Annotated in this window: 22 protein-coding genes and 1 pseudogene; 8 read left to right on the top strand and 15 right to left on the bottom strand. The window is 73.8% G+C overall.

Features of this window, described 5'->3' with window-relative positions:
- Window positions 1-23 precede the first annotated feature (23 nt).
- Window positions 24-938, bottom strand: a complete 915-nt coding sequence (ligD, locus tag ACWDAK_RS22860; RefSeq protein ID WP_427393059.1) for a non-homologous end-joining DNA ligase — start codon at window positions 936-938, stop codon at window positions 24-26.
- 247 nt (window positions 939-1185) lie between these two features.
- Between ligD (ACWDAK_RS22860) and ku the strand changes: the two genes are divergently transcribed.
- Window positions 1186-2250, top strand: a complete 1065-nt coding sequence (ku, locus tag ACWDAK_RS22855) for a non-homologous end joining protein Ku (RefSeq protein WP_427393031.1) — start codon at window positions 1186-1188, stop codon at window positions 2248-2250.
- A 120-nt stretch (window positions 2251-2370) separates the two neighbouring features.
- Here ku and ACWDAK_RS22850 read toward each other — a convergent pair whose 3' ends face one another.
- Both ACWDAK_RS22850 and ACWDAK_RS22845 read right to left on the bottom strand, forming a co-directional pair.
- A complete protein-coding gene (locus tag ACWDAK_RS22850) occupies window positions 2371-3768 on the bottom strand; it encodes an NADP-dependent succinic semialdehyde dehydrogenase (protein ID WP_344635570.1) in 1398 nt (465 codons plus the stop codon).
- Window positions 3769-3772: 4 nt separating this feature from the next.
- Window positions 3773-4054, bottom strand: coding sequence for a DUF6158 family protein (locus ACWDAK_RS22845; RefSeq protein WP_344635569.1), 282 nt, complete (start codon window positions 4052-4054; stop codon window positions 3773-3775).
- Between the two features lie 218 nt (window positions 4055-4272).
- Between ACWDAK_RS22845 and ACWDAK_RS22840 the strand changes: the two genes are divergently transcribed.
- The 6 genes from ACWDAK_RS22840 (at window position 4273) to ACWDAK_RS22815 (ending at window position 13513) form a co-directional block, all read left to right on the top strand.
- Window positions 4273-5316 carry a PHP domain-containing protein gene (locus ACWDAK_RS22840; RefSeq protein ID WP_427393032.1) on the top strand — a complete coding sequence of 348 codons (1044 nt, stop codon included), beginning with the start codon at window positions 4273-4275 and terminating at the stop codon, window positions 5314-5316.
- Complete coding sequence (gene ligD, locus ACWDAK_RS22835) at window positions 5285-6217, top strand: non-homologous end-joining DNA ligase (protein ID WP_344635567.1); 933 nt, start codon at window positions 5285-5287, stop codon at window positions 6215-6217. The genes ACWDAK_RS22840 and ligD (ACWDAK_RS22835) overlap by 32 nt, the downstream gene beginning before the upstream one ends.
- Before the next feature lie 88 nt (window positions 6218-6305).
- Window positions 6306-6827 (top strand): CU044_2847 family protein, encoded by a 522-nt coding sequence (locus ACWDAK_RS22830; protein WP_427393033.1) that lies wholly within the window; start codon window positions 6306-6308, stop codon window positions 6825-6827.
- A gap of 8 nt (window positions 6828-6835) precedes the next feature.
- On the top strand, window positions 6836-9142 hold the full coding sequence (locus ACWDAK_RS22825; protein WP_344635565.1) for a VMAP-C domain-containing protein: 2307 nt from the start codon (window positions 6836-6838) through the stop codon (window positions 9140-9142).
- Window positions 9143-9158: 16 nt separating this feature from the next.
- Complete coding sequence (locus ACWDAK_RS22820; protein WP_427393034.1) at window positions 9159-10163, top strand: AAA family ATPase; 1005 nt, start codon at window positions 9159-9161, stop codon at window positions 10161-10163.
- A gap of 14 nt (window positions 10164-10177) precedes the next feature.
- Window positions 10178-13513, top strand: a complete 3336-nt coding sequence (locus tag ACWDAK_RS22815) for an SAV_2336 N-terminal domain-related protein (RefSeq protein ID WP_427393035.1) — start codon at window positions 10178-10180, stop codon at window positions 13511-13513.
- A gap of 144 nt (window positions 13514-13657) precedes the next feature.
- On the opposite strand, the gene ACWDAK_RS22810 is transcribed toward ACWDAK_RS22815, so the two are convergent.
- From ACWDAK_RS22810 to ACWDAK_RS22780, 7 genes are all read right to left on the bottom strand, one after another.
- On the bottom strand, window positions 13658-14263 hold the full coding sequence (locus ACWDAK_RS22810; RefSeq protein ID WP_344635562.1) for a vitamin K epoxide reductase family protein: 606 nt from the start codon (window positions 14261-14263) through the stop codon (window positions 13658-13660).
- 4 nt (window positions 14264-14267) lie between these two features.
- Complete coding sequence (locus ACWDAK_RS22805) at window positions 14268-15059, bottom strand: DsbA family protein (RefSeq protein ID WP_344635561.1); 792 nt, start codon at window positions 15057-15059, stop codon at window positions 14268-14270.
- A 98-nt stretch (window positions 15060-15157) separates the two neighbouring features.
- The gene (locus ACWDAK_RS22800) at window positions 15158-15817 is read right to left on the bottom strand and encodes a hypothetical protein (protein WP_344635560.1); all 660 of its coding nucleotides are present in this window, start codon (window positions 15815-15817) and stop codon (window positions 15158-15160) included.
- Window positions 15818-15997: 180 nt separating this feature from the next.
- Window positions 15998-16486, bottom strand: a complete 489-nt coding sequence (locus ACWDAK_RS22795; protein ID WP_344635559.1) for a MarR family winged helix-turn-helix transcriptional regulator — start codon at window positions 16484-16486, stop codon at window positions 15998-16000.
- Between the two features lie 166 nt (window positions 16487-16652).
- Window positions 16653-16814 carry a nuclear transport factor 2 family protein gene (locus ACWDAK_RS22790; RefSeq protein ID WP_425557556.1) on the bottom strand — a complete coding sequence of 54 codons (162 nt, stop codon included), beginning with the start codon at window positions 16812-16814 and terminating at the stop codon, window positions 16653-16655.
- Window positions 16805-17611 carry an MBL fold metallo-hydrolase gene (locus ACWDAK_RS22785; RefSeq protein ID WP_344635558.1) on the bottom strand — a complete coding sequence of 269 codons (807 nt, stop codon included), beginning with the start codon at window positions 17609-17611 and terminating at the stop codon, window positions 16805-16807. The genes ACWDAK_RS22790 and ACWDAK_RS22785 overlap by 10 nt, the downstream gene beginning before the upstream one ends.
- 50 nt (window positions 17612-17661) lie before the next feature.
- Window positions 17662-18270: a DsbA family protein gene (locus tag ACWDAK_RS22780; protein ID WP_344635557.1), complete on the bottom strand. Its 609-nt coding sequence runs from the start codon at window positions 18268-18270 to the stop codon at window positions 17662-17664.
- An 88-nt stretch (window positions 18271-18358) separates the two neighbouring features.
- On the opposite strand from ACWDAK_RS22780, the pseudogene ACWDAK_RS22775 reads away from it, so the two are divergent.
- Window positions 18359-18562 (top strand): annotated as a pseudogene (locus tag ACWDAK_RS22775) (adenosine deaminase); the annotation flags it as partial.
- A 28-nt stretch (window positions 18563-18590) separates the two neighbouring features.
- Here ACWDAK_RS22775 and ACWDAK_RS22770 read toward each other — a convergent pair.
- The 5 genes from ACWDAK_RS22770 to ACWDAK_RS22750 form a co-directional block, all read right to left on the bottom strand.
- Window positions 18591-19388, bottom strand: a complete 798-nt coding sequence (locus ACWDAK_RS22770) for a DUF4389 domain-containing protein (protein WP_344635556.1) — start codon at window positions 19386-19388, stop codon at window positions 18591-18593.
- Between the two features lie 105 nt (window positions 19389-19493).
- Window positions 19494-20405: a DUF2797 domain-containing protein gene (locus ACWDAK_RS22765; RefSeq protein WP_427393036.1), complete on the bottom strand. Its 912-nt coding sequence runs from the start codon at window positions 20403-20405 to the stop codon at window positions 19494-19496.
- 156 nt (window positions 20406-20561) lie between these two features.
- Window positions 20562-21377, bottom strand: coding sequence for an ABC transporter permease (locus ACWDAK_RS22760; protein ID WP_344635554.1), 816 nt, complete (start codon window positions 21375-21377; stop codon window positions 20562-20564).
- 17 nt (window positions 21378-21394) lie between these two features.
- On the bottom strand, window positions 21395-22267 hold the full coding sequence (locus tag ACWDAK_RS22755; protein WP_344635553.1) for an ABC transporter permease: 873 nt from the start codon (window positions 22265-22267) through the stop codon (window positions 21395-21397).
- Window positions 22268-22270: 3 nt separating this feature from the next.
- Window positions 22271-23473, bottom strand: coding sequence for an ABC transporter substrate-binding protein (locus ACWDAK_RS22750; protein ID WP_344635552.1), 1203 nt, complete (start codon window positions 23471-23473; stop codon window positions 22271-22273).
- Between the last annotated feature and the right edge of the window lie 25 nt (window positions 23474-23498).

The following is a 23498-nucleotide window of genomic DNA, read 5'->3' as shown; positions in this document are numbered from 1 at the left end:
GCCGGGAAGGGCGGCGGCGACGGTCAGGGCTCTCGGACCACGTCGCCGGGTGGTTTGTCCTCGCGCAGGCCGAGGAAGCGCGGGTGGCGCAGCCGGCCGTCGCGGGTCCACCCGGTGAAGGCGACCTGGGCGACCAGCTCGGGCCGGACCCAGTGGGCGGTGCGCTCCGGCACCGGCCCGGCGAACGGGGAGGCGGGCTGGGCGACGGCGTCGAGAGCGGTGCGCAGCCGGTGCAGGGTGGCGGTGTCGAAGCCGGTGCCGACCTTGCCCGCGTAGTGCAACCGCCCGTCGCGGTAGTGGCCGAGCAGCAGCGCACCGAAGCCGACCCGGCTGCCCGCCGGGGCGGTGAAGCCGCCGATCACCAGTTCCTGCGCGGCCGAGCACTTGAGTTTGAGCCAGTCGGGTGAACGCCGCTGCACATAGGGGCTGTCCGCGCGTTTGGCGATCAGGCCCTCCCAGCCCCGGGCGCAGACCTCCGCGAGCGGTGCCGGGCCGTCGCCGTTGCGGTGGACGGTGAAGCGCAGCGGCCCGCCGTACCGGATCGCCTGCCGGAGCAGCTTCTTGCGTGAGCGCAACGGCAGCCGGGTGGTGTCGTACCCCTGAAGGTGGAGCAGGTCGAACAGGTAGTAGGTGACCTGTACCCCGGTGGCCAGGGCCCGGCGGGCGTCGCGCAGCTGCATCCGGCGCTGGAGCAGTTCGAAGCTGGTCACGCCGTGGTCGAGGGCGACGATCTCGCCGTCGACCACGAAGCGCTGGACGGGCTGTGCGGCCAGGGCGGCGACCAGTTCGGGGTAACCGGCCTCCAGCGCCTTGCCGTTGCGGCTGACCAGCCGGACCAGCTCGCCGTCGCGGTAGGCGAGCGCGCGGATGCCGTCCAGCTTCCGCTCCAGGATCCAGCCGGCGTCGAACTCCCGGCGGGTGCCGGAACTGGCGAGCATCGGGCTGAGCGACTCGGGGAGCGGCCCCGGTCCGGCGGACGGGCGGGCGGATGTGCTCACCCCTCCAGGGTGCGTCCGCACGCCGTCCGCCCGCCCCACGGACCCGCCCAGCCACCCGTCCGGCGGACTCCGGACGGACTGGCCGATCGACCGGGCGCGGCGGACCATGGACAGCGGCGGATCGCGGGGCGCCGGTGGGCAGGAGCCACGGGCAGCGAGCGTGGACGGCAGACCGAGGAGGCCCGTCATGGCCAGGCCGATCTGGACCGGCACCCTGAGTTTCGGGCTGGTCGCCGTCCCGGTGGCGCTGTACGCGGCCACCGAGGACCACTCACCGCACTTCCGCCAGCTGGAGCGCGGTACCTCCGACCGGGTGCGCAACCTGCGGGTCAATGAGCGCACCGGCAAGGAGGTCGCGTACGGCGACATCGTCAAGGGCTACGAGGTCGCCGAGGGCGAGTACGTCGTCTTCGAGCCCTCCGAGCTGGAGGAGCTCTCACCCGGACGCTCCCGGTCGATCGAGATCGGAGGCTTCGTCGAGCTCCAGCAGGTGGACCCGATCTTCTTCGACCGGACGTACTACCTCGGCCCGCGCGGCAGGGAGTACGCAGGCGTCTACGGGCTGCTGCTGCGGGCCATGACCGAGACCGGACGGGCGGGGCTGGCGACCTTCGCGATGCGCGGGAAGCAGTACCTCGCGGCGGTACGGCCGGAGGGCGATCTGCTGGTGCTGCAGACCATGCACTACGCGGACGAGGTCCGCGATCCGCACCGTGAGGTGGACAACCTGCCGGGGGAGTTCGCACCACGCGAGAAGGAGCTGGCCACCGCTTGCCAGCTGATCGAGGCCCTCAGCGTCGACTGGGACCCGGAGGCCCACCACGACACCTTCGGCGAACAGGTCCGCGAGCTGGTCGAGGCCAGGCTCAGCGGTCGGGAGACGGTGGCTGCCGCCCCGGCTCCGGCGTCCACCAATGTGGTGGACCTGATGGACGTGCTCCAGCGCAGCCTGCGGCAGGCCGGTGCGGGCGACGGCGGTGGCGCCGGGGCGGGCACCGGGAAGGCCGGGACCGGGAAGGAGGCCGAGCAGGCGCGCGGGAAGGAGGCCGGGGGACGGCCGAAGGCGTCCGCGGCGCCGAGGACGAAGAAGGCTTCCGCCGGCCCGGACCTGTCGAAGCTCAGCAAGGCCGAGCTGTACCGGATGGCGACCGAGCAGGGCATCCAGGGCCGCTCCGGCATGACCCGGGACGAACTCCAGCAGGCCCTGGAGGGGGCGGCCCGCCCGAAGCGGCGCCTGCGCGCGGTCTCCTGACCGGCCGCACGGCCCGCGCGCCGCAGCCAGGCCGACACCACCGCCTCCGGCCGGCGCCGCGTCGGACGGAGAGCGCGTGGAGACGCTCCCCGGCCGATGGACGGGCCTCGTGGCGGCCTGCTACGTGGGCCCCAGCCAGACCGTGGTGGCGTTGCAGAACTCGCGGATGCCGTGCCCGGCCAGCTCGCGGCCGTAGCCCGAGCGCTTGACGCCGCCGAAGGGCAGGGCGGGGTGCGAGGCGGTCATCCCGTTGAAGAAGACGCCGCCCGCCTCGATGTCGCGTACGCATCGCTCCTGCTCGCCGGGGTCCGTGGTCCACACGTTGGAACTCAGACCGAACGGGGTGTCGTTGGCCAGCGTCACCGCCTCCTCCAGGCTGTCCACCCGGTATACCGAGGCGACCGGTCCGAACGCCTCCTCCTGGTGGATCCGCATCGCGGAGGTGATCCCGGTGAGCACGGTCGGCGGGTAGTACCACCCCTGGCCCATCGCCTCGTCGAGCCGCTCACCGCCGCACTCGGCGACGGCGCCGCGCGCGAGCGCGTCAAAGACCAGTGCGGACAGGTCGTCCAGCCCCTGCCGGGTGGCGAGCGGGCCGATGTCGGTGTCGGGCTCCAGCGGGTCGCCGATCCGCAGCGCCCCCATCGCCTTGGCGAACTCGGCGGTGAACCGGGGGTAGACGTCCGTGTGCACGATGAACCGCTTCGCCGCGATGCAGGACTGCCCGTTGTTCTGGGTGCGGGCCTTGACGGCGGTGCGGACGGCGGCGTCCAGGTCCGCGCTGGGCAGCACCACGAACGGGTCGCTGCCGCCCAGTTCCAGCACGGTCTTCTTCAGCTCGTCGCCCGCCACGGCCGCGACCGAGCGGCCGGCCGGTTCGCTGCCGGTGAGGGTCACGGCCGCCACCCGGCGGTCCCGGATCACCGCCGCGACCGTGCCGGAGCCGATCAGCAGGGTCTGGAAGCAGCCCTCGGGCGCGCCGGCCCGGCGGAACACCTCCTCCAGTGCCAGGGCCGTCCGGGGCACGTTCGAGGCGTGCTTGAGCAGGCCCACGTTGCCCGCCATCAGCGCGGGCGCCGCGAACCGCACCACCTGCCAGAGCGGGAAGTTCCACGGCATGACGGCCAGCACCGCCCCGAGCGGGCGGTAGCGGACGTACGCGGCCGTCGCACCCGAGTCGGCGACGTCGTCCTCGGCGGGCCGCTCGTCCGCGATCAGTGCCGCGCCGTGGTCGGCGTACCAGCGCAGGGCCCGGGCGCACTTGGCGGTCTCGGCGGCGGCCTGGGCCAGCGGTTTGCCCATCTCGACGGTCACGGTACGGGCCAGCCGGTCCCGGTCGGTGTCGAGCACCTCGGCGGCCCGGCGCAGCAGCTGGGACCGGAACTCGAAGGTGGTGGTGCGGTACTCGCGGAAGGCGGCCTCGGCCCTGGCCAGGTGCCGCTCCAGCTCGTACGGGTCCAGCGGCTGGAAGGTCTCCAGGGTCTCGCCGGTGGCGGGGTTCACGGTTGCGATGGGCATGGCCTCACTCCGGGTGTGCCTCGGCGCGGGCGGCCGCCTCGCGGGCGCGGGAGCCGGTCCTGGTCCGCCCGGCGGTCACCTGGCGGAGCGGGAACCGCCGCAGGTACTCGGCCTCCAACTGGCCGGTGCGCAGGGTGTGGCGCTGCAGTGCCTCCTCGGAGCCGTACAGGAACGTCTCGTGTCGGGTGCGGTGCAGCTGGGAGAGCTCGCGCAGCAGGACGTCCGTCTCCAGGGCGAGTGGCGGGATGCCCTCGGAGCGGTGGTGCGGAGTGTGGGGGTCATGCATGGCAGTTCCTCCTAGGCCCCCCGGGACGAGCCCCCCGGATCCCCCCTGACTGGATCGCCGTACCGGATCGCCGGGCCGCCGTTCCCGCCCGTCCGGCGGATCCCCCGGACGGAGCCGCCCGGGGATCGCCCGAACGGCCGCCGCGACATCCCGGCGGCGCCCCGTGCGAACTGCCGGAACACCGTTTCCGCAGCTGCCGCACCGGGCACCTCCGGCACATGGACCCCTTTCGGGCGCTTGAGCGGATCGCCTTTCTGCTGGAGCGCGAGCAGTCCTCGACGTATCGGGTGCAGGCCTTCCGGCGCGCCGCCGAGGCCGTCCGGGCCCGGCTCGCGGCCGACCCCGATGTCTCCACTCTGGCTGCTGGGGCCGCCGCTCTCAAGGGCATCGGTCCGACCACGGCCAGGGTGATCGCCGAGGCCGCCGCCGGAGGAACCCCGGCCTACCTCGCCGAGCTGGAGCAGCGCGCCACGCACCCGCTGGCCACCGGCGGCGGGCGGCTGCGCGCCGCTCTGCGCGGCGACTGCCACCTGCACTCCGACTGGTCGGACGGCGGCAGCCCGATCGAGACCATGGCGCGCGCCGCCCGCGAGCTCGGCCACTCCTGGGCGGTGCTCACCGACCACTCGCCGCGCCTCACGGTCGCCCGCGGGCTCAGCCCCGAGCGGCTGCGCCGGCAGCTCGACGCGGTCGCCGAGGTCAACGAGCGCCTGGCGCCGTTCCGGCTGCTCACCGGCATCGAGTGCGACATCCTGGACGACGGGAGCCTCGACCAGGAGGACGAGCTGCTCGACGAGCTCGACGTGGTGGTCGCCTCCGTCCACTCCAAGCTGCGGATGGAGCCGGTGCCGATGACCTGCCGACTGCTCGCCGCCGTCCGCAATCCGCGTGCCGACGTGCTCGGCCACTGCACCGGCCGGCTGGTGGGCGACGGCCGGGACGGGAAGACCCGGCCCGAGTCGCGGTTCGACGCCGAGCAGGTGTTCGCCGCCTGCGCCGAGTCCGGCACCGCCGTGGAGATCAACTGCCGTCCCGAGCGCCGCGACCCGCCGATGCGGCTGCTCCGGCTCGCCGCCGAGGCCGGCTGCCTGTTCGCCGTCGACACCGACGCCCACGCACCCGGTCAGCTCGACTGGCAGCCGTACGGCTGCGCCAGAGCGGAGGCCGCGGGGATCGGGCCGGAGCGGATCGTCACCTGCTACACCGCCCGCCGGCTGCTCGGCTGGGCCGGTGGCCGCCGTGCCCCCCGGCCTCGGCGGTGACGCGGTGCCCGCCGTCCCGGACCCCAGTGCCACCGTCACCGAGATCGACGGACGGCGGCTGCGGCTGACCCACCTCGACCGCGTCTACTACCCCGAGACCGGCTGGACCAAGGCCGCCGTCCTCCAGTACTACCTGAAGGCCGCGCCGCTGCTGCTGCCCCACCTGGCCGGGCGGCCCGCCTCCTTCCTGCGCCTGCCCGAAGGCGTCGCGGGCGAGCGCTTCTGGGCCAAGCGGGTGCCGCCCGGCGCCCCCGACTGGCTCACCACCCTCGAGGTCGAGCACCGCGCGGAGACGTTGCGGCACGTCGTCGTCGCCGACCTGCCCACCCTGCTCTGGGCGGCCAACCTGGGCGCGCTGGAGATCCACGTCCCGCAATGGCGGCACGACCCCGAGGAGCACGACCGGCTGATCGTCGACCTCGACCCGGGGCCCGGCACCACGATCGTGGACTGCTGCACCGTCGCCCTGCTGGCCCGCCGGGAACTCGCCGCCGACGGCCTCACCGCCTGGCCCAAGACGTCCGGCGGCAAGGGCCTCCACCTGCTGGTGCCGCTGCGCCCGGTGCCGGAGCGGGCCGCCACCGACTACGCCCGCAGGCTCGCCGCCCGGCTGCGCGCCCACCGGCCCGACCTGGTGGTGGACCGGATGGACAGGTCGCTGCGGGACGGCCGGGTCTTCGTCGACTGGTCGCAGAACAGCAGCGCCAAGACCACGGCCGCCCCCTACTCGCTGCGCGCCGGGCCCACGCCCGCCGTGTCGGTCCCCTTCACCTGGACCGCCGTGCGCAACTGCCGCAGCCCCGAGGACCTCCGGCTCACCCCCGAGCAGGTGCTCGCCCGGCCCCGCGACCCGATGGCGGGCCTCACGGACCCGGGCAAGGCCGGAGAACTCCCGGGCTGACGGGGAGTCGGGCGGGTGACCGGCCCCAGAAGTCATGATCTTGCTGATCCGCCTGCGGGGGCCGGCGGAAGTGGGCAGAATCGGGGACATGTCATCGTTCCTCGAATTCGCCTTCACTGACGGTACGTCGGTCATGCTGCACGCCTTCCCCGCCACCGAGCCGGCGGCGGAGCCCGCACCGGCTCCCGTCCCGGCCCCGGCCCCGCAAGGGGGCCTGCCGCCCGGGATGGCGGGCGGTCGTGCGGTGGGGCGGGACACCGAGGGCGAGCGGTCACAGGAGGACGGCGAGCGGCGGGCCGGGCGGGTGACCAGGCTCGCGCAGGGCTCGCTGCGCTCCGCCCTGCGCCCGCTGGTGCCGCTGCTGCAGGAGGTGCACGACACCGTGGCCGGGGTGCCGGACCGTCCTGACACGGTGTCGGTGGAGTTCGGCGTGCGGTTCGGCACCGACCTCAAGCTGGCCGTGGTGGGCGGCAGCGGCGAGTCCAGCCTGAAGGTCTCGGCGACCTGGCAGCTCGGGCCGCAGCCGGCTACCGGCGGTACGGACGGGGCCGGCGGCGCGGCCGTGCCGCCCGGTTCGGCCGCCCCCTCGTCCGTGCCCTCGGCACGGTAGCCGGGGGCATGGGCTGGTCCGAGCACGAGGCGTGCGCGGCGGAGCAGGTTCTGCTCGACTCGTACGCCTCGGTACTCGACGTGCACACCGGCGAGGTGTGCGGCGGTGCGGTGTTCCTGTCGGGGCGTTCGGTGCTCACCTGTGCCCATGTGGTCAACATGGCACTGCGGCGCAAGGGGTTCGACCCCGGCCACCCCGGGCCGGTGACCCTGCGGATCTCCTTCCGGGGCGGGACCGTCGACGGTGAACTCGCCTCCTGGATCCCGCCGCGCACGGCCGAGGGCGAGCGGGTGCCCGAGGGTGCCTTCGGCTGGCAGGGCGACCTGGCGGTCCTCCGCCTCGTCGCGGCCCCGCCGGCGGACGTGCGCCCCCAGCGCTGGGGCCGGATGACCGGACAGCAGAAGGTCCGCGCCTGGTACGGCAACGGGCTTCCGATGTCGTACGTGGACACCCGGGTCCAGTACACCGGTCCGGACGTCTGCTACCTGGACGTCGAGGCGAGCGGCGGGCCGATCATCGGCCCCGGCTACAGCGGCGGGCCGCTCTGGTCGCCGGACGACGAGGCGGTGGTCGGGCTGGTGGTCGGTCAACTCCGGTCCACCGAAGGGACGGTGGGACGAGGATTCCACGACCGGAGCTTCGCGATCTCCTGGCAGCGCATCGCCGAGGAGCTGAGGAACGCCCTCGGTCCTCAGGCGGCGGCCAGCCTGCTCCCGAACGACGGCGTCTTCGGCGGTGACGGCCCCGGGCCGGTGGACCCGCTGCGGCGCCGACTCGCCATGCTGATACGCCAGTTCCTGCCCGGTGCGGAAGGCCCGGACGGGCCCGCCCGGTTCGTCGCCCGGGAGTGCAGCCGACACGTCCCGCCGGGGTGGCGGCCCGACGCGGACGGCTTCGCGCACCTGCTCGCCACCGAACCGCGCGGCCTGGCGGCCCTGGTGGAGCACCTCGGTGCCCGGCACCCGGGCGCGGCCGAGTTCCTGGCCGTCGGACGGTCGACCGGCCTGGCCGCCCTGCTCTCGCCGGGCGAGTACGGCTGGCTGCGCGACGCCCTCGCGGACACCGACCCCGCCGTGTTCGTCCGGGCGATCGGCCAGGCGGCCCCCGAGATCCGGCTACCGCCCGAACTCCTGCTGCCCGCCGACGAACCGGCGACCCGGAACGCCTGCCGCCGCGACCGGGCCGAGCGCCTGCTGGACGGGCTGATCGCGCAGCTGGAGCGCCACACCGGAGGCAACTCGGTGGACCGGCCCGGAACACCCCGGGTACCACCGCTGCTGCGTGCGGTCGAGTACCACGCCGCCTGGGCCGACGGGGCCCGGGAGCCCCAGCACGGCGCGGAGCTGCGCTCCTGGTGCGGACGGGTGGCCGCCCGGCTGGGCATCGGCACCGACGTGCTGCACGAGCACCGGGCCACCGCCGCCGAGTGGGCCGCGTCCCGGCACGTCCAGGCCCGGACGGGCGGCACGACGGCGGGACCCCGGATCGCCGTGAGCCTCACCCGCTACGAGTACCCCGGGCAGGGCGGGGAGGGCAGCTTCCGCTGCGCCGCCTGGGCCGACAGCGGCGACCGGATGCTGCGCCCCGTCCCGGCGCCCACCCCCGGACCGCTGGCCCCGGACGAGGTCGCCAGGTTCATCCGGACCGTCCTGGCCACCTGGGACGAGGACCTGCCCGCCGTCGAACCGGCCGCCGAGGACCCGCTGGTGGAGGTCTTCCTCGACGAGCCGGAACTCGGCCTGCCGGTCGAGGCCTGGGACAGTGCCGACCCGCAGGACCGGTACGCCGACACCGAACCCCTCGGCATCGCCTACCGGATGGTGGTCCGACTGGCCGGGGAACTCCCCCCGGTCCAGGCCAAGGAGCGCGCCAGGCGCCTGCGCCGCCGCTGGCAGCACCTGGATGCGACGGCCGCACTCCACCTGGACGAGCGCTGCCGGGAGCGCCGGCACGTCACCGGCGCGGTGCAGCGCGAGCAGCAGGCGGCCAGGGTGGTGCTGCGCACCGCCGACCGGGCCCGCCGCACCGCCTTCGCCGCCGACTGCCTGCGGCTCGGCGTACCCGTGGTGCTCTGGGACCGGCAGTCCCACACCGCCTACCGGGCCGAGGACTTCGAACCGCTCGCACCGGACGGCCCGGCCCTCGGCCTGCCCGAACGGGTCCGCCGCTACCGGGCCGAGGTCTTCGCCGACGGCTCCCGGCCGCTGCGGCCCGTGCTCGCCTGGGAGGACCCGGACCGGCCGCCTCCGCCCGTACTCGAACTCGGCGACCCGGACGACCTGTACGACAACGACCTTGCCCAGGAGGGCGAATGACGAGGGACCGCGAACGATGAGCCCGCACCACCCGTCCGAAACCCCGGACAGCCCCTGCGACCCACCGCCCGACTGGTGGCTGTTCCACGGCGACAACCGGGCCAGGACACCCGCCATGCCCCCGGCCCCGCCCTGGCGCAGCTTCGGCCGGACGCCCGACGGCGCACCGGCCGGCCGCTACCTGATCGACCGGACCGAGACCGACATCGTCAACGCCGCACTCCACCTGCGCCGTCCCCTGCTGGTCACCGGCCACCCCGGCACCGGGAAGTCCTCCCTCGCCCACGCCATCGCCCATGAGCTCAGCCTCGGCGAGGTCCTGCACTGGCCGGTGAACAGCCGCTCCACCCTCCAGGACGCCCTCTACCGCTACGACGCCATCGGCCGCCTCCGGGAGAGCACCCTGCTGCGCGAGAGCGCCCTCCCGCACGAACGAGCCCGTGCGGAGCCGGACATCGGCAGCTTCGTCCGCCTCGGGCCGCTCGGTACCGCGCTGGTCCCGGCCGAGCGCCCCCGGGTCCTGCTGGTGGACGAGCTCGACAAGGGCGACGTGGACCTCCCGAACGACCTGCTGACCGCCTTCGAGGAGGGCGCCTTCGAGATCCCCGAACTCGCCCGGCTCCCCGAGGCGGAGGCCGAGGTGGACGTGCTCACCGCGGACGGCGGGGGCCGCCGCACCCGGGTGGTCCGGGGACGGATCCGCTGCACCGAGTTCCCGGTCGTGGTGATCACCAGCAACGGCGAACGCGACTTCCCGCCCGCCTTCCTGCGCCGCTGCCTGCGCCTGGACCTGCCCGACCCGGACGAGACCCGGCTGCGCAGCATCGTCGCCGCTCATCTGGGCCCCGAGGCACTCGACGGTGCCGAGGACGTGCTGCGCACCTTCCTGGAGCGGCGCGCCGAAGGGGAGCTGGCCACCGACCAGCTGCTCAACGCCGTCTTCCTGCGCAAGGGCGGCATCGGCCTGGACGCGGGCGAGCTGCTCGACGCGGTGCTGCGCAGGCTCGGCGGAGCGGTCTGAGAGGGGAGGCGGCGGTGGAGTTCCGTTCGGTACTGGACGTGTTGGCGAGCGCGGGCGTCGAACTCGCCCCGCAGGAGCTGCTCGACGCGCTCTGGCTGGCCGGCCGGCTGCCGGCGGACCACCGCGCCCCGCTGGCCGCCGTCGCCAACGCCCGTCCGGAGCAGGAGCGTCCGGCGCGGCCCGCCACCGCGCCCGCCACCAGCGCCTCGGCCGCCCCCGACCCGCTGCCACGGCCGGAGGACACACCGCCCGCTCCCGCGCCCCCCGCCCGCCCGCTGCACGCCACCGACCGCCCGACGGTGGACCGGGCGACGGGCACCGCCCGGCTCCAGCCGGTACGCGTCCCCGAACTCCAGGGCCTGCCCGACCAGTTGACGCTCGGTCGGGCCCTGCGCCCACTCAAGCGGTACCGGCCCAGCCGGCGCCGTACCGAGATCGACGAAGCGGCCACGGTGGCCGCCACCGCCGACGGCGGCCTGCTGGAGTTGGTCCTCCGCCCGGCCAGGGAACGCTGGCTGCGCTGCGACCTGGTGGTGGACGACGGCATCTCGATGCTGCTCTGGCAGCGGACGGTGACCGACCTGCGGCTGCTGCTGGAACGCAGCGGCGCCTTCCGCGACGTGCGGGTCCACGGGCTGCGAACCCGCAAGCCGGGCGGGATCCGCCTGGTGAGCAGCCCGTACGGAGCCGAGCCGGCGGGCGCGCTCGACCCCGCGATGCTGGCGGACCCCACCGGGGAGACCCTCGTCCTGCTGTTCAGCGACGGCGCCGGAGCGGCCTGGCGGGACGGCCGGATGCACACCGTGCTGCGACGGTGGGGCAGTTCGGGGCCGACCGCCGTGCTGCACGCCCTCCCGCGCCGGATGTGGCCGGGGACGGGGCTGGCCGCCGGGCAGGGCGCGGTGCGGGCTCCGCACCCCGGCGCACGCAACGCGGACTGGCAGCCGGCCGGGGAAGCCGCGACCGGCATCCCGATCCCGGTACTGGACCTCACCCCGGCCGCGCTGACGGACTGGTCCCGGTTCCTCGCCGCACCCGGCGGCGGGATGCGGCTGCCGCTGTGGGAACCCCGCTCCGCCGCCCGACGGACGGCCGCAACCAGGCCCGATCCGGACACCCTGGCCCGGCTGCGCCTCGACCGGTTCCAGCGCGCGGCCTCCCCCGAGGCGCACCGCCTCGCCGCCCACCTCGCCGCCCGCGCACCGGTCACCGTCCCGGTGATGCGGCTGATCCAGGCCACCCTGCTCGGCACCACCGATGCCGTGCCGCTCGCCGAGGTCGTCCTCGGCGGTCTGCTGCGCCCCACCGCTCCTGCCGCCGCCCGGCCCGCCGCCCAGCGGGCGTTCGACTTCCCCGGGCCGGTCAAGGACGTGCTGCTGGACTCGGTGCCGACCGCCGAACTGCTCGACGTCAGCCGCCAGGTGGGCAGGCTGCTCGACGCGCTGGTCGGCCGCTCGGCGGACTTCCCGAGCTGGCTCGACACCGGAGCCGGCCCGGCGGAGCCCGAGGCGGACACCCCGTTCGCCTGGGCCGGCCGAACCCTGCTGCACCGCCTCGGAGTCCGGGAGTCCGCAGTACCGGCACATCCGGCGGCCGGCCCGGCCGAGCGTCCGGTCGAACTCCCGCCGCTGGCCGCCGCCCTGGCGGCGATGGGCAGGATGCTCCCACGGGGGCCGGGAGACCCGTACGCCGCCGGCCCCTACCGGGTGCTCGGACGGTCGGCGACCGAGGAATGGACATACGTCGGTGCGGACGACCGGGGGGAGGTGGTGAGCCTGCGGATCATCCCCGGTCACGAGAGCCAGCGCATCCGGCTGATCCGGGCCGAAGCCCGGAACCTGCACAGTGTCGGTACCCGCTACGCCCCGAGGGTGATCGCGGTCGGGGCGGGTGACTCCGATCCCTGGCTGGCCACCACCGTCCCGCTCACCCCGGCCGGGCGCCCCGCGCCGACCCTGCGGGAGTTCGTCGACGGCTGCGGCCCGCTGCTGAACTCCGAGCTGTTGCACCACCTCGCGCTGCACCTGGCCATCGCGCTGCGCCGGGTGCTGGACAACGGGACCGCCCCGGCCCGCCTCGACCTGGACCGGATCGTCATCACCGGGGACGCGCCCGTGATCCTGGACTGGCGGGGGAACCCGGCCGTCTCCCGTCTGCTGAGCGACGAGCGGTCCTGGGCCGCGGTCTTCCGCAGGCCGCCCTGGCTGTCCGTCGGCAGCCTCGTCTACGCGCTGGGGGAGGTGCTCCACTACTGCGCGACCGGACGCGAGTTCGACCCGGCGGTCCGTGAATGGGACGACTACCGGCTGATCTGGGGTGAGATGGTCGGCAAGCCGACCCTGCAGGACCGCAGCTGGCTCACCCTGGTCGCGCACTGCCTGCGGGAGGACGCCAAGAGCAGGCCCGGGCTCGACCGGATCGTCGCCGACTTCCGCGGCCGCGTGGGCCCGGGGGCCGAGGACGGCCGGCTGACGGCCTGGATGTCCCAGCGCGGACGGGCGCTGCTGAACGGGCACCAGTCGGTGGGCCCACGGCCGATGGCGGCCCTCGGCGGCGCCACCGTGGCCGACGCCGCCCGGGTCGGGCCGGCCGGCGAGCACGGCGGCGGAGCCGAGCCGCCACCGCCGCCGGCCCGGTTCCACCGGATCGCCGTGCTCTCGCCCGCCGTGGGCGTCGGGCTGGCGACCACGGCCGTGATGCTGGGAGCAGCGCTCGCCCGCTCCGGCGGGCGGCCGGTGGTCGCCCTGGACTCCGGCCGGGGCGCTCACGCCCTGAGCGCGCTGGGGCAGAGAACGGTGTCCGACGGGCTGTGGCGGCTGGCCGAGGAGGAGGACACACCCGTGTGGAGCGCACTGCGGGAGTACCTGAGTCCCGGTCCGGACGGAGTGCACATTCTGGGCGGAGGCCGCCGCCAGGACGCGCTGACCGGGGAGCAGTACCGGAAGGTGCTGGGCGTCCTGCAGGAGCACTACGAGACGGCGGTCACCACCTGCCGGGCACCCACGCTCGACACCCACGTCCGGGCCGTCCTCGACACGGCCGACCGGCTCGTACTGGTGGACGGTCCGGAGCGCGGCCTGCGGGACACGGCCGCGCTGCTGGAACTGCTCGAATGGGAGGGCTACCGGGCGCTCGCCCGGTCCAGCGTGGTGGCAGTGGTGCACAACGGGCCCACCCATGCCGACCGCGGCTTCAGCCGGGTGCCCGAAGTGGCGGAGAGCTGCGGGGAGATCGTCACCATTCCCTACGACGAGGGCCTGCGCGACATCGATCTCGGGGGTCGCCTCGCGCCCGCCCGGGCCACCTGGTCCGCCTTCGAGCACCTCGCCGAGCTGGCCGACGCGGACTGAGCGGTCGGGGCGAGGGCACCCCGGTTGCCGGGTGTGCGGCCGGCTTCCCGGCCGCCGTGCACGACCAGTGCTGCGCCGGGTACCGAAAACGCCGCGGCCCGGGCGGACGGCCCGGGCCACGGCGCGCAGAGTTCCGGCGGAGCGTCAGATCAGGGTCCGCCAGTAGTACCAGAACCGGTCCAGGATCAGCAGCGCGATCACCGCGTACCAGAGCACCGGAACGGCCCAGTGGTAGCGGTCCGCCTCCCGGACCACCGGGCGCAGGCCGCTCGGCACCGGGATCACACCGCTGCGCAGGTTGTGCAGGGTGGTGTACCAGAACAGCGGGATCATTGCCGTCCAGACCACGATGCAGTACGGGCAGAGCGCGCCGATCGAGTACAGCGTCTGGGTCATCAGCCAGGTGACGAAGCCGACCCCGAAGATCACGCCCGCCTGCAGGCCGAGCCAGAACCAGCGCCGGTACGCCGCGCCGGCCAGCATCCCGGCGCCGATCGTGATCACCACGCCGAAGGCCACCAGGCCGATCAGCGAGTTGGGGAAACCGAAGACCGCGGCCTGGGCGCTGCGCATCACCGAGCCGCAGCTGATGATCGGGTTGATGTTGCAGCTGGGGACGTAGGACGGGTTCTGGAAGATCCGGATCTTGTCCAGGGTCAGCTCGACCGAGGCGGCCAGTCCGACCACGCCGGTGACCACCAGCAGCCAGGCCAGCCTGCGGCCGGCGGGAACGGTGTCGGTACGAGGCATCGGCTCAGCCCGCCGAGACGGTCTGCTGGACCAGCGCCTGGTACTGCTCGGGGCTGACGGGGGTGCCGCTGCCGTCGAAGACGTTCAGCGTCTTGCCGTCCAGCATCAGGGTGGGGGTGCCGCTGACGCCGCTGTCGTTGAACGCCTGGGAGACCTTGGCGGCCCAGGGGGCGTAGGTGCCGTCCTTGACCGCCTTGACGAAGGCGTCGGTCTTCAGACCGGGGACCTTGCCTGCCAGGTCGAGCAGGTGGTTGACGTCGCCGAAGCCGTCGGTCCGCTCGTCCGGCTGGTTCGCGTAGAGCACGTCGTGGAACTGCTTGAACTTGTCCGTGCCCTCGTTCAGCGCCGCACCGGCCGCCGCCAGCGCGTTGTGCGAGCCCTTCCCGCCGAGGTTGGCGTCCAGGAAGGTGGCGAGGTGGTACTCGATCTTGTAGGTGCCGTTGTCCGCGAGCTGCTGGACGGTCTTGCCGTCGGTGGTCTCCAGCCGCTCGCAGATCGGGCAGCGGAAGTCCTCGTAGATCTTCAGGGTGTGCTTGGCGTCGGCCTTGCCGTAGGTGATCACGGTGCCGTCCGGGCCGGAGGTGTTGGCCGGGGCCACCACTGGCCCCGCGGCGGCACTGCTGCCCCCGCTGTGCTGGCTCACCACTATCGCCACGCCCGCCGCCAGGGCCACCACCACGGCGGAGGCCACGCCGAGCACGACCCGGCGGCGGGTCTTCTCCGCCTTCTCCTCGCGGAGCCGCTGCTCGCGCAGGCGCTCGGTGGCCGACTTGTTCGACTTCTGCTGGTTGCTCATGGTGATGCGGTTCCTGTCTCACGCGGTCCGGATACGGATGGGCACGCTCCGGCGAAGTGCCGGGAGCGGCGGGGCCTGCGTGAGGTGCGGGACGGTGCTCAGCAGGCCGGCGCGAAGGCCGGCGGCCCCCGGCGGACGGCGGGGCGGAGCAGGACGGGGTCGGCGGGGATCCGCTCGCGGCTGGCGCGGGGGATCCGCAGCCGGAGCACCGGCCGGGCCGGGAGCGGGGCGCGCAGACGCAGCACCCGCCAGCTGCCGGCGAGCAGTTCGCCGAGCGCCCGGGCGACCGTGGCCTGGCCGCGCAGCGCGCGCTCGCTCTGCCGCAGCCACCAGGAGGCGAGGACGGCGAGCAGGACGTGCCCGAGCAGTACGGACAGACCGCCGACCGACGCCACCGTGGCCGCCGGATCGGTGAGGAAGCCGCCGACCGAACCGCCGCCGCAGATCAGTTCCTCAAGGCTGCTGCGGCTGCCGTGCAGCGCGGCCTCGCCGCTCGGACAGGTGGCCTGCCCGAGGTCGAACAGGACGTTGACCGCCAGCTCGGTCGGAAGGAAGAGCGCCAGGATCCGGCCGAAGCCGTGCTCGGCGCCGGAGCAGACGAACGCGACCAGGAAGGTTGCGAGCGCACCCCCGCCGAGGACGCTGACCGGCAGCGGCCGGCCGCTCAGCACCACCTGGCTCAGGGCAGCCAGCAGCACGACCAGGGCGGCGAAGATCGCGGCCCGGATCGTCCTGGACGCCTGGCTGGTTGTGTACACGAGTCCCGAGTGTGCCATGGAGAGGTGTCGGTTCGGAATAAGGGGGCCGCACCCCGGGGATGCGGGGAAGGGCGCTGAGCGTGAGGTGACCGCCCCGTGCTGAAGAAGGGGTGCGAGGCCGTGTGCTGGAAGGCCCGCGACCCGGTGCCCGGCGGTCACCGACGTCATGACCGAGTAGACCTAGCGCAGTGGCGGAAGCAGCGAGCGGGCATGCCGCCCGACCCGGTCGAGCGCGCCGATCATGGCAGTCAGCTCCTCGGGCGGCAGCGCCGCGTACAGCTGGCGATCGGTCTCGCGGACGTGGGCACGGGCGGCCCGCACCAGGGCAGTCTCGCCCTGCTCGGTCATCGAGACCAGCTGGACCCGCCGGTCGCTCGGGGACGGCCGGCGCTCGACCAGCCCGGCCTTGACCATCCGGTCGACCAGCCGGGTCGCGCCGCCGCTGGTGACGACCAGCCGCCCGGAGAGCTCGCTCATCGGAGCGCCGTCCGGCCGCTCGGCCAGGATCAGCAGGATCTCGAACATCGAGTGGCTGATCCCGGCCTCGCGCTGGATCGCGGTGCCGAGCTGGTGCTCCAGCAGGGCGGACGCGCTCAGCAGGACCCCGACCGCCCGGATGCGGGGGTCGGCGGCGGCCTGCGCCCCGCTGCTGATCTGCTGCTCCGCCACCGCGAGCCCTCCCTGGTTGATCGAACTGGTGCCCGGACCAATCGTCCCGGGCGGCCGCACCGGCCGTCCAATCGCGTAGGACCGACCAGCGATGCGGCCGGCACAACGACGCCGCGGGCCCTGTCGCCGGTCGGTCCAAGTACCGACGGACCGGGCGGGGCCGGCCTCAGGGCCGCATCGCGGCAAGCACCTCCGCGGTGTCCACGAACTGCTCGAACCGGACGATCAGACCGCCCCGGACCACGAAGTGGTGCGCGACCCGGACGTCGAGCGGCTTGCCGGCGGTGGAGAGTACGGCGGTCGCGGTCGAGTCCACGGTCAGCCCCACGCCATCTCGCCCTTGGCGACCTTCGGGCCGATCTGGGCCGCGATCAGCATGCCCGCGCCCGGGTAGCGCTCGACCAGTTCCTCGGTGACGGTGGCGCCGTCGGCGGCCGCGGGGAGCATCGCCTCGAAGGTCAGCAGGTAGTCGCGGGTCCAGGCGACGGCGCTGGGGTCGGCCGGCGAGCCGGGCAGCCGGTGACCGGGGACGACCAGGCGCGGGTCCAGCTCCTCGATCTCGTTCAGCTGCTCGATCCAGGCGGTGCGCTGCTCCGCCCGAGGCGTGTCCGCCGTCCAGACGTGCTCCCGCTGGAAGACCAGGACGCCGCCGAGCACCGCGCGGTGCTCCGCCTGCCAGAGGTAGTGGCGGTCGGGCAGCGCCGGGGCCCCGCCCATCAGCTGGAAGCGGTGGCCCTCCAGGTGGAGGTCGCCGGCCAGCGGCTCCAGGTCGACCAGCCGGGTCGGCCGGTTGGCGCCGACCGCCTCCCAGGCCTTCAGCTTGCCCTCGAACTTGGCCCGGATGTGGCTGATCACCGGTGCGGTGGCGACCAGCCGGGCGGTGGGGAAGGCGTCGGCGAGGACCTCGGCGCCCCAGTAGTAGTCGGGGTCGCCATGGCTGACGAAGACCGTCGTCAGCTCCTTGCCCGAGTCGAGTACCTCGGCCACCAGGCGGTGGCCGTCGGCCCGGGTGAAGCCGGTGTCGACCAGCAGCGCCTCGCTCTCGCCGGTGACCAGGGTGGCGGTCTTGTTCTTGCTGCCGACCGGGAAGTCCAGGTCGATGACCTTGAAGTCGAGGGTGCTCATCGGGATCTCCTGAGGATGGTGGTGGTCGACTCGTGGGCCGAAGCGGACGCTCAGAGCGCCGCGAGGCGGCGGTCCACCTCGGCGGCGGTGGCGTGGCCGACGGCCAGGACGGTGGCGCGGCGGCCGTCCACCGCGAGCAGGGTGGGGAAGCCTTCGACGCCGAGCCGCGCTGCCCGGCGGAAGTCGGCGGCGGCGTCGGCCGCGGCGGCGGGGGACTCGAAGTAGCGGACGACCGCGCCGGCGTCCAGGCCCGCGTCGGCGGCGACCTTCCGGTAGGTGTCCGGGTCGGAGAGGCTCAGGCCGTCCCGGTAGAAGGCCTGCTGCAGGTCGGCGGCAAGCTCGACGGCCCGGGCCGGTGCTGCCGAGCGCAGGGCGGCGAGAGCGCGCGCGGCGTCGTCGGAGTCCATCACGAACGAGCCGTCGGCGATCAGCCGTTCGTACGCCGGGCCGAACTCGACGCCGGTCAGCTCGGATATCCGGGCGTTCGCGCCCCGGACGTAGCCGAACTCCCGGATCGGCACCCGGCGGGCACCGGTGAACAGGCCGCCGGAGACCGCCTCGACCGGAAGCCCGGGGTGGCGGTCGGCGACGGTGGCCATGGTGCGGGCGAAGCCGTAGGACCAGCCGCAGTAGGCGTCGAGGACGTAGACGAGCTGCACGGGAAACCTGCCTCGAGAAGGGGGTGTGGGCGATTCACCTGACACAACAGTAACTGACTCGTCAGATATTTCCAGAGGGGAGAACTCGAAGTTCACCGCTGTCTACCGGCGGGCCCGCGAGCTCGGCCTGCGCGCGGTCGCGCACGCGGGCGAGGAGGGCCCCGCCGGCTACGTCGGGGAAGCGCTGGACCTGCTGGGGGTGGAACGGTTCGACCACGGGCTGCGGGCGATGGAGGGCCCGGAGTTGGTGGAGCGCCTGGTCCGGGAGCGGATTCCGCTGACCCTCCGCCCGTACGGCCCTCGCGGCAGTCGCCCGCCGCTCACGCCGCCCGCACCACGGCGGTGGCCGCGTGGAACTCCGTGTTCTCCTCGCGGTGGGGGCTGCCGAAGGAGGTGGCGAGGTCTCCGATCAGCCCGAGCACCAGGAACAGGGCGACCAGGAACCTGGCCGGGCCGCCCAGCAGCAGGGGGCGGGTGGCGGAGTGCGGGCCCGTCGGGGGAGCCTCGGGCGGCTCGTCGCCGAACAGCCGCTTGGGGTAGGCGGAGGTCAGCAGCAGGAAGTAGGCGTTCACCCGCATTTCGTAGCGCAGGGTCGCGGCGGTCGCCTCGAACAGCGGGCGCGGCATGCGCCCGAGGACCAGCACCAGCAGCCAGAAGAAGACCGCCAGGAGGTACCAGCCGGAGACGGCCAGGCTCGCCACGACGACCGCCGGGATGATCAACGGCAGTCGGAAGAACACGGCCAGGCGGTTGAGCCGCCCGGCCCGCAGCTCCAGCTGGACCGGGTAGTCCGGGGGCGCGTCCAGGGTGAACGGCGGGTACCGGTCGACCAGCAGCATGGTGGCGGCGTTCACCCGGGTGGCGTAGCCGAGGTACTCGGCCAGGAACCGGTGCACCGCCCTCGGCAGCCTGCCGAGGGCGAGGGCGGCGAACCAGCCGATCACCACCGTGACCAGGGCCGCGATCTTCAGCAGGAAGACCACGATGTACTGGGGGATCAGCAGCAGCAGTCGCAGCAGCACGGTGAGCCGGCGCTGCCGGTCGGGCCCGGAGATGTCGAGGGCGGGCAGCCACTCCACGGGGGCGCTGCTCGGCAGGGTCCATCCGGTGCTGGTCACGGCAGACCTCCTCCAGATCGCGTCCTGCGGCGCTGCCTCCATGATGTCGGCCCCGCGACCGGGCGGCATCCGTACGGCGCAGCGTGCCCGTCCCCCGTCGAGCTGCTAGAACAGCGCGTCCTGGGTGGTCGGCGCCTCGGGGCGGCGGCGCGGGCGGAGGCCCAGGCCGGGGCCCGCCGGGCGGTCGGTGGCGGAGAGTGTCCAGCCGGCCAGGCGGCGGGTGTCCAGCAGCAGGGGCACGCCGTCGGACTGGTCGAGGAAGAGGTGGCGGCCGATCGGGCGGCGCAGTGTCCCGGCCAGTACGGCACCGTCGGACAGGCCGGCGACCTCGCGGTACTCGGCGGGGGCGCCGTCCGTGAGTCCGAACAGCTCGACGTGGTCGGTGATCTCGCCGTCCGGGAAGCACTCGATGCGGTGGCCGGCCAGCAGCCGCAGCGCCTCGCCGCGCGCTTCGGCCAGGTCGCCGTGCCGCCGGGCGGGGCCGGGCAGATGCCACCAGCCCTCGGTCTTCGCCAGGCTGCGGTACCGCTCGCGTGCCAGACCCGCGCCGGAGAGCGTCAGTTCGGCGCGGCGGATGCCGGGCAGCGGGCCGCGGGCCAGGAAGGTGAAGGCGAGTGCGCCCTGTTCCAACAGGCGGCTGGTGCCGCGCTGTTCGGCGGTCAGACCGACCTTGAGCAGGCCGGTGCCGAGCCAGGCGAGGTAGAGCCGGTAGGTGCGGCCGTCGTCCAGGATCTGGTCGCGGGCGAGTGCGAGACCCCGGTCCGCGCTCTGGCAGGCCGGGCACTGGATGGCGGCGCCGTCCGGGTCGATGGTCGCGCCGTGCGGGCAGGGGCGGCGCTGCGGCTCGCCGGGGAGCCAGACGCCGGTGCAGCGGCGGGGGCCGGTGAGCAGCCAGCCGATCCGGTCGCCCGGAGCCACCGCGCGCTCGTGCTCCCGCTCGCCGTTGCGCGCGCTCAGATACGGGCGGCCACCGTGCCAGTGCAGCCCGTTGGCGGTCCAGCCTGCTCGCTCCCTCACCCTCACCACGCTACCCGCAGGCACCGACAGCCCCGGGGCGCGGGGCGGTCCCGGGAGGTGGGGCGGTGCCAGGGTCTACCGGACGGCCCCAACTCACCCACGACGACATGGTGTTGATCCAGCGATGCGATGCCCGGCCCGGCGGCGCAAGGGCCCTCACAGGCGGCCGGCGGACGGGGAGTCGGAGGTGAGCCGCTGGGCCAGGTAGACCGGGACGACGGAGAGCAGGACCAGCACGGCGGCGACCACGTTCACCACGGGGGCCTGGTTGGGGCGGGCCAGGTTGGAGAAGATCCAGATCGGCAGGGTCCGCACCCCGGCGCCGGCGGTGAAGGTGGTCACCACGATCTCGTCGAAGGAGAGCGCGAAGGCCAGCAGGCCGCCCGCCACCAGGGCGCTGCGCACCAGCGGGAAGGTGACCAGCCGGAAGGTCTGGAAGCTGTCGGCGCCGAGGTCCATCGAGGCCTCCTCCAGCGAGCCCTGGCCGCGCCGCAGCCGGGCGACCACGTTGTTGAAGACCACCACGATGCAGAAGGTGGCATGCCCGATGATCACCGTCACCATACCGAGCCCGACCCCGAGCGGCCCGAGCACCGTACGGAAGGCCGTGTTGAGAGCGATGCCGGTGACGATGCCCGGCAGCGCGATGGGCAGCGCCACCAGGAAGGAGACCGCCTCCCGGCCGAAGAACCGGTGCCGGTGCACGGCGAACGCCGCCAGGGTGCCCAGCACCAGTGCGATCGCGGTGGCACCGAGCCCGGCCCGGACCGAGGTCCACAGCGCCTGCCGCGCACCGGAGTCGTCCCATGCATCGGCCCACCAGCGCAGCGTGAGACCGCTCGGCGGCCAGCCGAAGGTGCGGTCCGCGTTCACGGAGTCGACCAGGACCAGCAGCAGCGGTACGTAGATCACCACGAGCCCTGCGAACGCGGCCGTGCGCACCGCGATCCGGGCGGCTCGGGACAGGTGCACGGTGGACTCCTCGGCGGTCAGAGGGAGTTGAGCGCGCCGCTGCGCCGGACGGCGAGCAGGTAGAGCACGATGACCAGCACCGGCACGGTGGCGAGCGCCGCCGCGAGGGGCAGGTTGAGGGTGATGTTCGCGTAGACCAGGTTGCCGATCAGCTGGGTCTTGCCGCCGACGATCTGCACGGCGATGTAGTCGCCCAGGCTGAGCGAGAAGGTGAACACCGAGCCCGCCGCCACCGAGGGCAGCACCAGCGGCAGCACCACCGAGCGGAGGGTCCGCCAGGGCCCGGCTCCGAGATCGGCGGAAGCGTCCAGCAGCGCGGGCGGCAGCCGCTCAAGACCCGTGTAGACCGGCAGGATCATGTACGGCAGCCACAGGTACGCCAGTACCGCGACGGTCGCGCCGAGCCCGAACCCGGGGGAGTGCAGGCCGAGCGGCCCGCCCGCCCAGTCCAGCAGCCCGCCCTCGGCCAGGATGCCGCGCCAGGCGTACGCCTTGACCAGGTAGCTCGCCCAGAGCGGGGTGAGCACGGCGACCACCAGCAGTGGACGTATCCGCGGCCGGGCGACGTGGGCCATGTAGAAGGCGATCGGGAAGGCGATCACCGCGTCCAGCACGGTGACGGCGACCGCCGTGCCGAGGCTGCGCAGGGCGACCTGCCGGTAGACGCCGGTGGTGAACAGCTGCTGGAAGTTGTCCAGGTTCCACACCCTGACCACGTCCGAGGTGAACGGGTCGGTGGTCCACAGCGCCGAGCAGAACAGCACCGCGAGCGAACCGAGGTACGCCACCAGCAGCCAGGCCGCCGGGGCGCCGAGCAGCAGGGTGAGCCGCAGCCAGGGCCGGCGGTGCAGACCGCCGGCCAGCCGCTGTGCGGAGGTCGGTGAGCTCACCGGTCAGCCCTTGATCGCCGTCCAGGCCTGCACCCACTGCGCGTACGGGACGCACGTGGTGTCGGTGCGGCCGTCCAGGCACTGCGGGACGGGGGTGGCCCAGAAGTGCACCCTGCTCCAGTACGCGGTGTCACCGGCGTGGTAGGTGGTGCAGAAGTTCTTGTCGGTGGTCTGTTGGCAGGCGAGCTGGTTGGCGGGGGCCTCGCCGAAGTACTCGGCGACCTGGGCGTTGACCTTGGGGGAGGTGATCCAGTTCAGCCACTGGTAGGCGCAGTTGGGGTGCTGGGCCTTGGCGTAGACCATCCAGGTGTCGGCCCAGCCGGTGGCGCCCTCGGTCGGGAGTGCGGTGGCCACCGGTGCGCCCTCGCCGACGGCGGTGTTCACCACCACCTGCCAGGAGCTGCCGATCACGGTGTTTCCGGACTTGAGCGCGGAGGCGGCCTTGAGGTAGTCGCTCCAGTACTCGCCGATGTTCCGGTTCTGCTGCTTCAGCAACGCCACGGCGGCGTCGAACTGCTTCTGGTCCAGTGCGTACGGGTCCTTGATGCCGAGCTCGGGCTTGGCGGACATCAGGTAGACGGCGGCATCGGCCAGGTAGATCGGCGAGTCGTACGCCGAGATGTGCTTGGCGTAGGGGGAGTCGACCGCGAAGACCGAACTCCACGAGGTGGGCGCGGGATTGACCTTGTCGGTGCGGTAGGCGAGCAGGTTGGCGCCGTAGCCGTGCGGGATGCCGTAGGCGACGCCGTTCACCGAGTTCCACTTCTGCATCTTCTGGGACGGCGAGATGTCCCGGTAGTTGGTCAGCAGCCCGGTGTTGACCGGCGCCGCGTCACCGGAGGCGATCAGCCGCAGGGAGGCGTCGCCGGAGGCGGAGACCGCGTCGTACTCGCCGGTCTTGATCAGGCTGACCATCTCGTCGGAGGTGCCGGCGGTCTTCGCGTTGACCTGGCAGCCGGTCTGCTTCTGGAAGGGGGTGACCCAGTCCACCTTGGGGTCGTTGGAGCCGTTCTCGGCGTAGCCGGCCCAGGCGATCAGGTTGAGTCTGCCCTCGCCAGGGCCGATGGCCTTCTGCGCCTCCAGCTTGGGCGGGTTGAACCCGCTACGGCTGCCGCTACCGCCGCCGGTCGAGCCGGAGCAGGCGACGGCGAGGGCCAGGGCGCCCAGGGCCGTGACTGTTCGGATGGTCCGCGTGATGCTCCGCATGGTCGGGTTCCGTTCGGTTCCGTGG

Source organism: Kitasatospora sp. NPDC001175, from assembly GCF_053598215.1.
This window is presented reverse-complemented; position numbering and strand designations above follow the sequence as displayed.

Excerpts from the sequence above, each read along its gene's own strand:
- ACWDAK_RS22845 (WP_344635569.1), bottom strand. The coding sequence starts at position 4,054 with ATGCATGACCCCCACACTCCGCACCACCGCTCCGAGGGCATCCCGCCA.
- ACWDAK_RS22750 (WP_344635552.1), bottom strand. The coding sequence starts at position 23,473 with ATGCGGAGCATCACGCGGACCATCCGAACAGTCACGGCCCTGGGCGCC.
- ACWDAK_RS22830 (WP_427393033.1), top strand. The coding sequence starts at position 6,306 with ATGTCATCGTTCCTCGAATTCGCCTTCACTGACGGTACGTCGGTCATG.
- ACWDAK_RS22785 (WP_344635558.1), bottom strand. The coding sequence starts at position 17,611 with ATGAGCACCCTCGACTTCAAGGTCATCGACCTGGACTTCCCGGTCGGC.
- ligD (WP_427393059.1), bottom strand. The coding sequence starts at position 938 with ATGCTCGCCAGTTCCGGCACCCGCCGGGAGTTCGACGCCGGCTGGATC.
- ACWDAK_RS22850 (WP_344635570.1), bottom strand. The coding sequence starts at position 3,768 with ATGCCCATCGCAACCGTGAACCCCGCCACCGGCGAGACCCTGGAGACC.
- ku (WP_427393031.1), top strand. The coding sequence starts at position 1,186 with ATGGCCAGGCCGATCTGGACCGGCACCCTGAGTTTCGGGCTGGTCGCC.
- ACWDAK_RS22805 (WP_344635561.1), bottom strand. The coding sequence starts at position 15,059 with ATGAGCAACCAGCAGAAGTCGAACAAGTCGGCCACCGAGCGCCTGCGC.
- ACWDAK_RS22810 (WP_344635562.1), bottom strand. The coding sequence starts at position 14,263 with ATGCCTCGTACCGACACCGTTCCCGCCGGCCGCAGGCTGGCCTGGCTG.
- ACWDAK_RS22820 (WP_427393034.1), top strand. The coding sequence starts at position 9,159 with ATGAGCCCGCACCACCCGTCCGAAACCCCGGACAGCCCCTGCGACCCA.
- ACWDAK_RS22825 (WP_344635565.1), top strand. The coding sequence starts at position 6,836 with ATGGGCTGGTCCGAGCACGAGGCGTGCGCGGCGGAGCAGGTTCTGCTC.
- ACWDAK_RS22840 (WP_427393032.1), top strand. The coding sequence starts at position 4,273 with ATGGACCCCTTTCGGGCGCTTGAGCGGATCGCCTTTCTGCTGGAGCGC.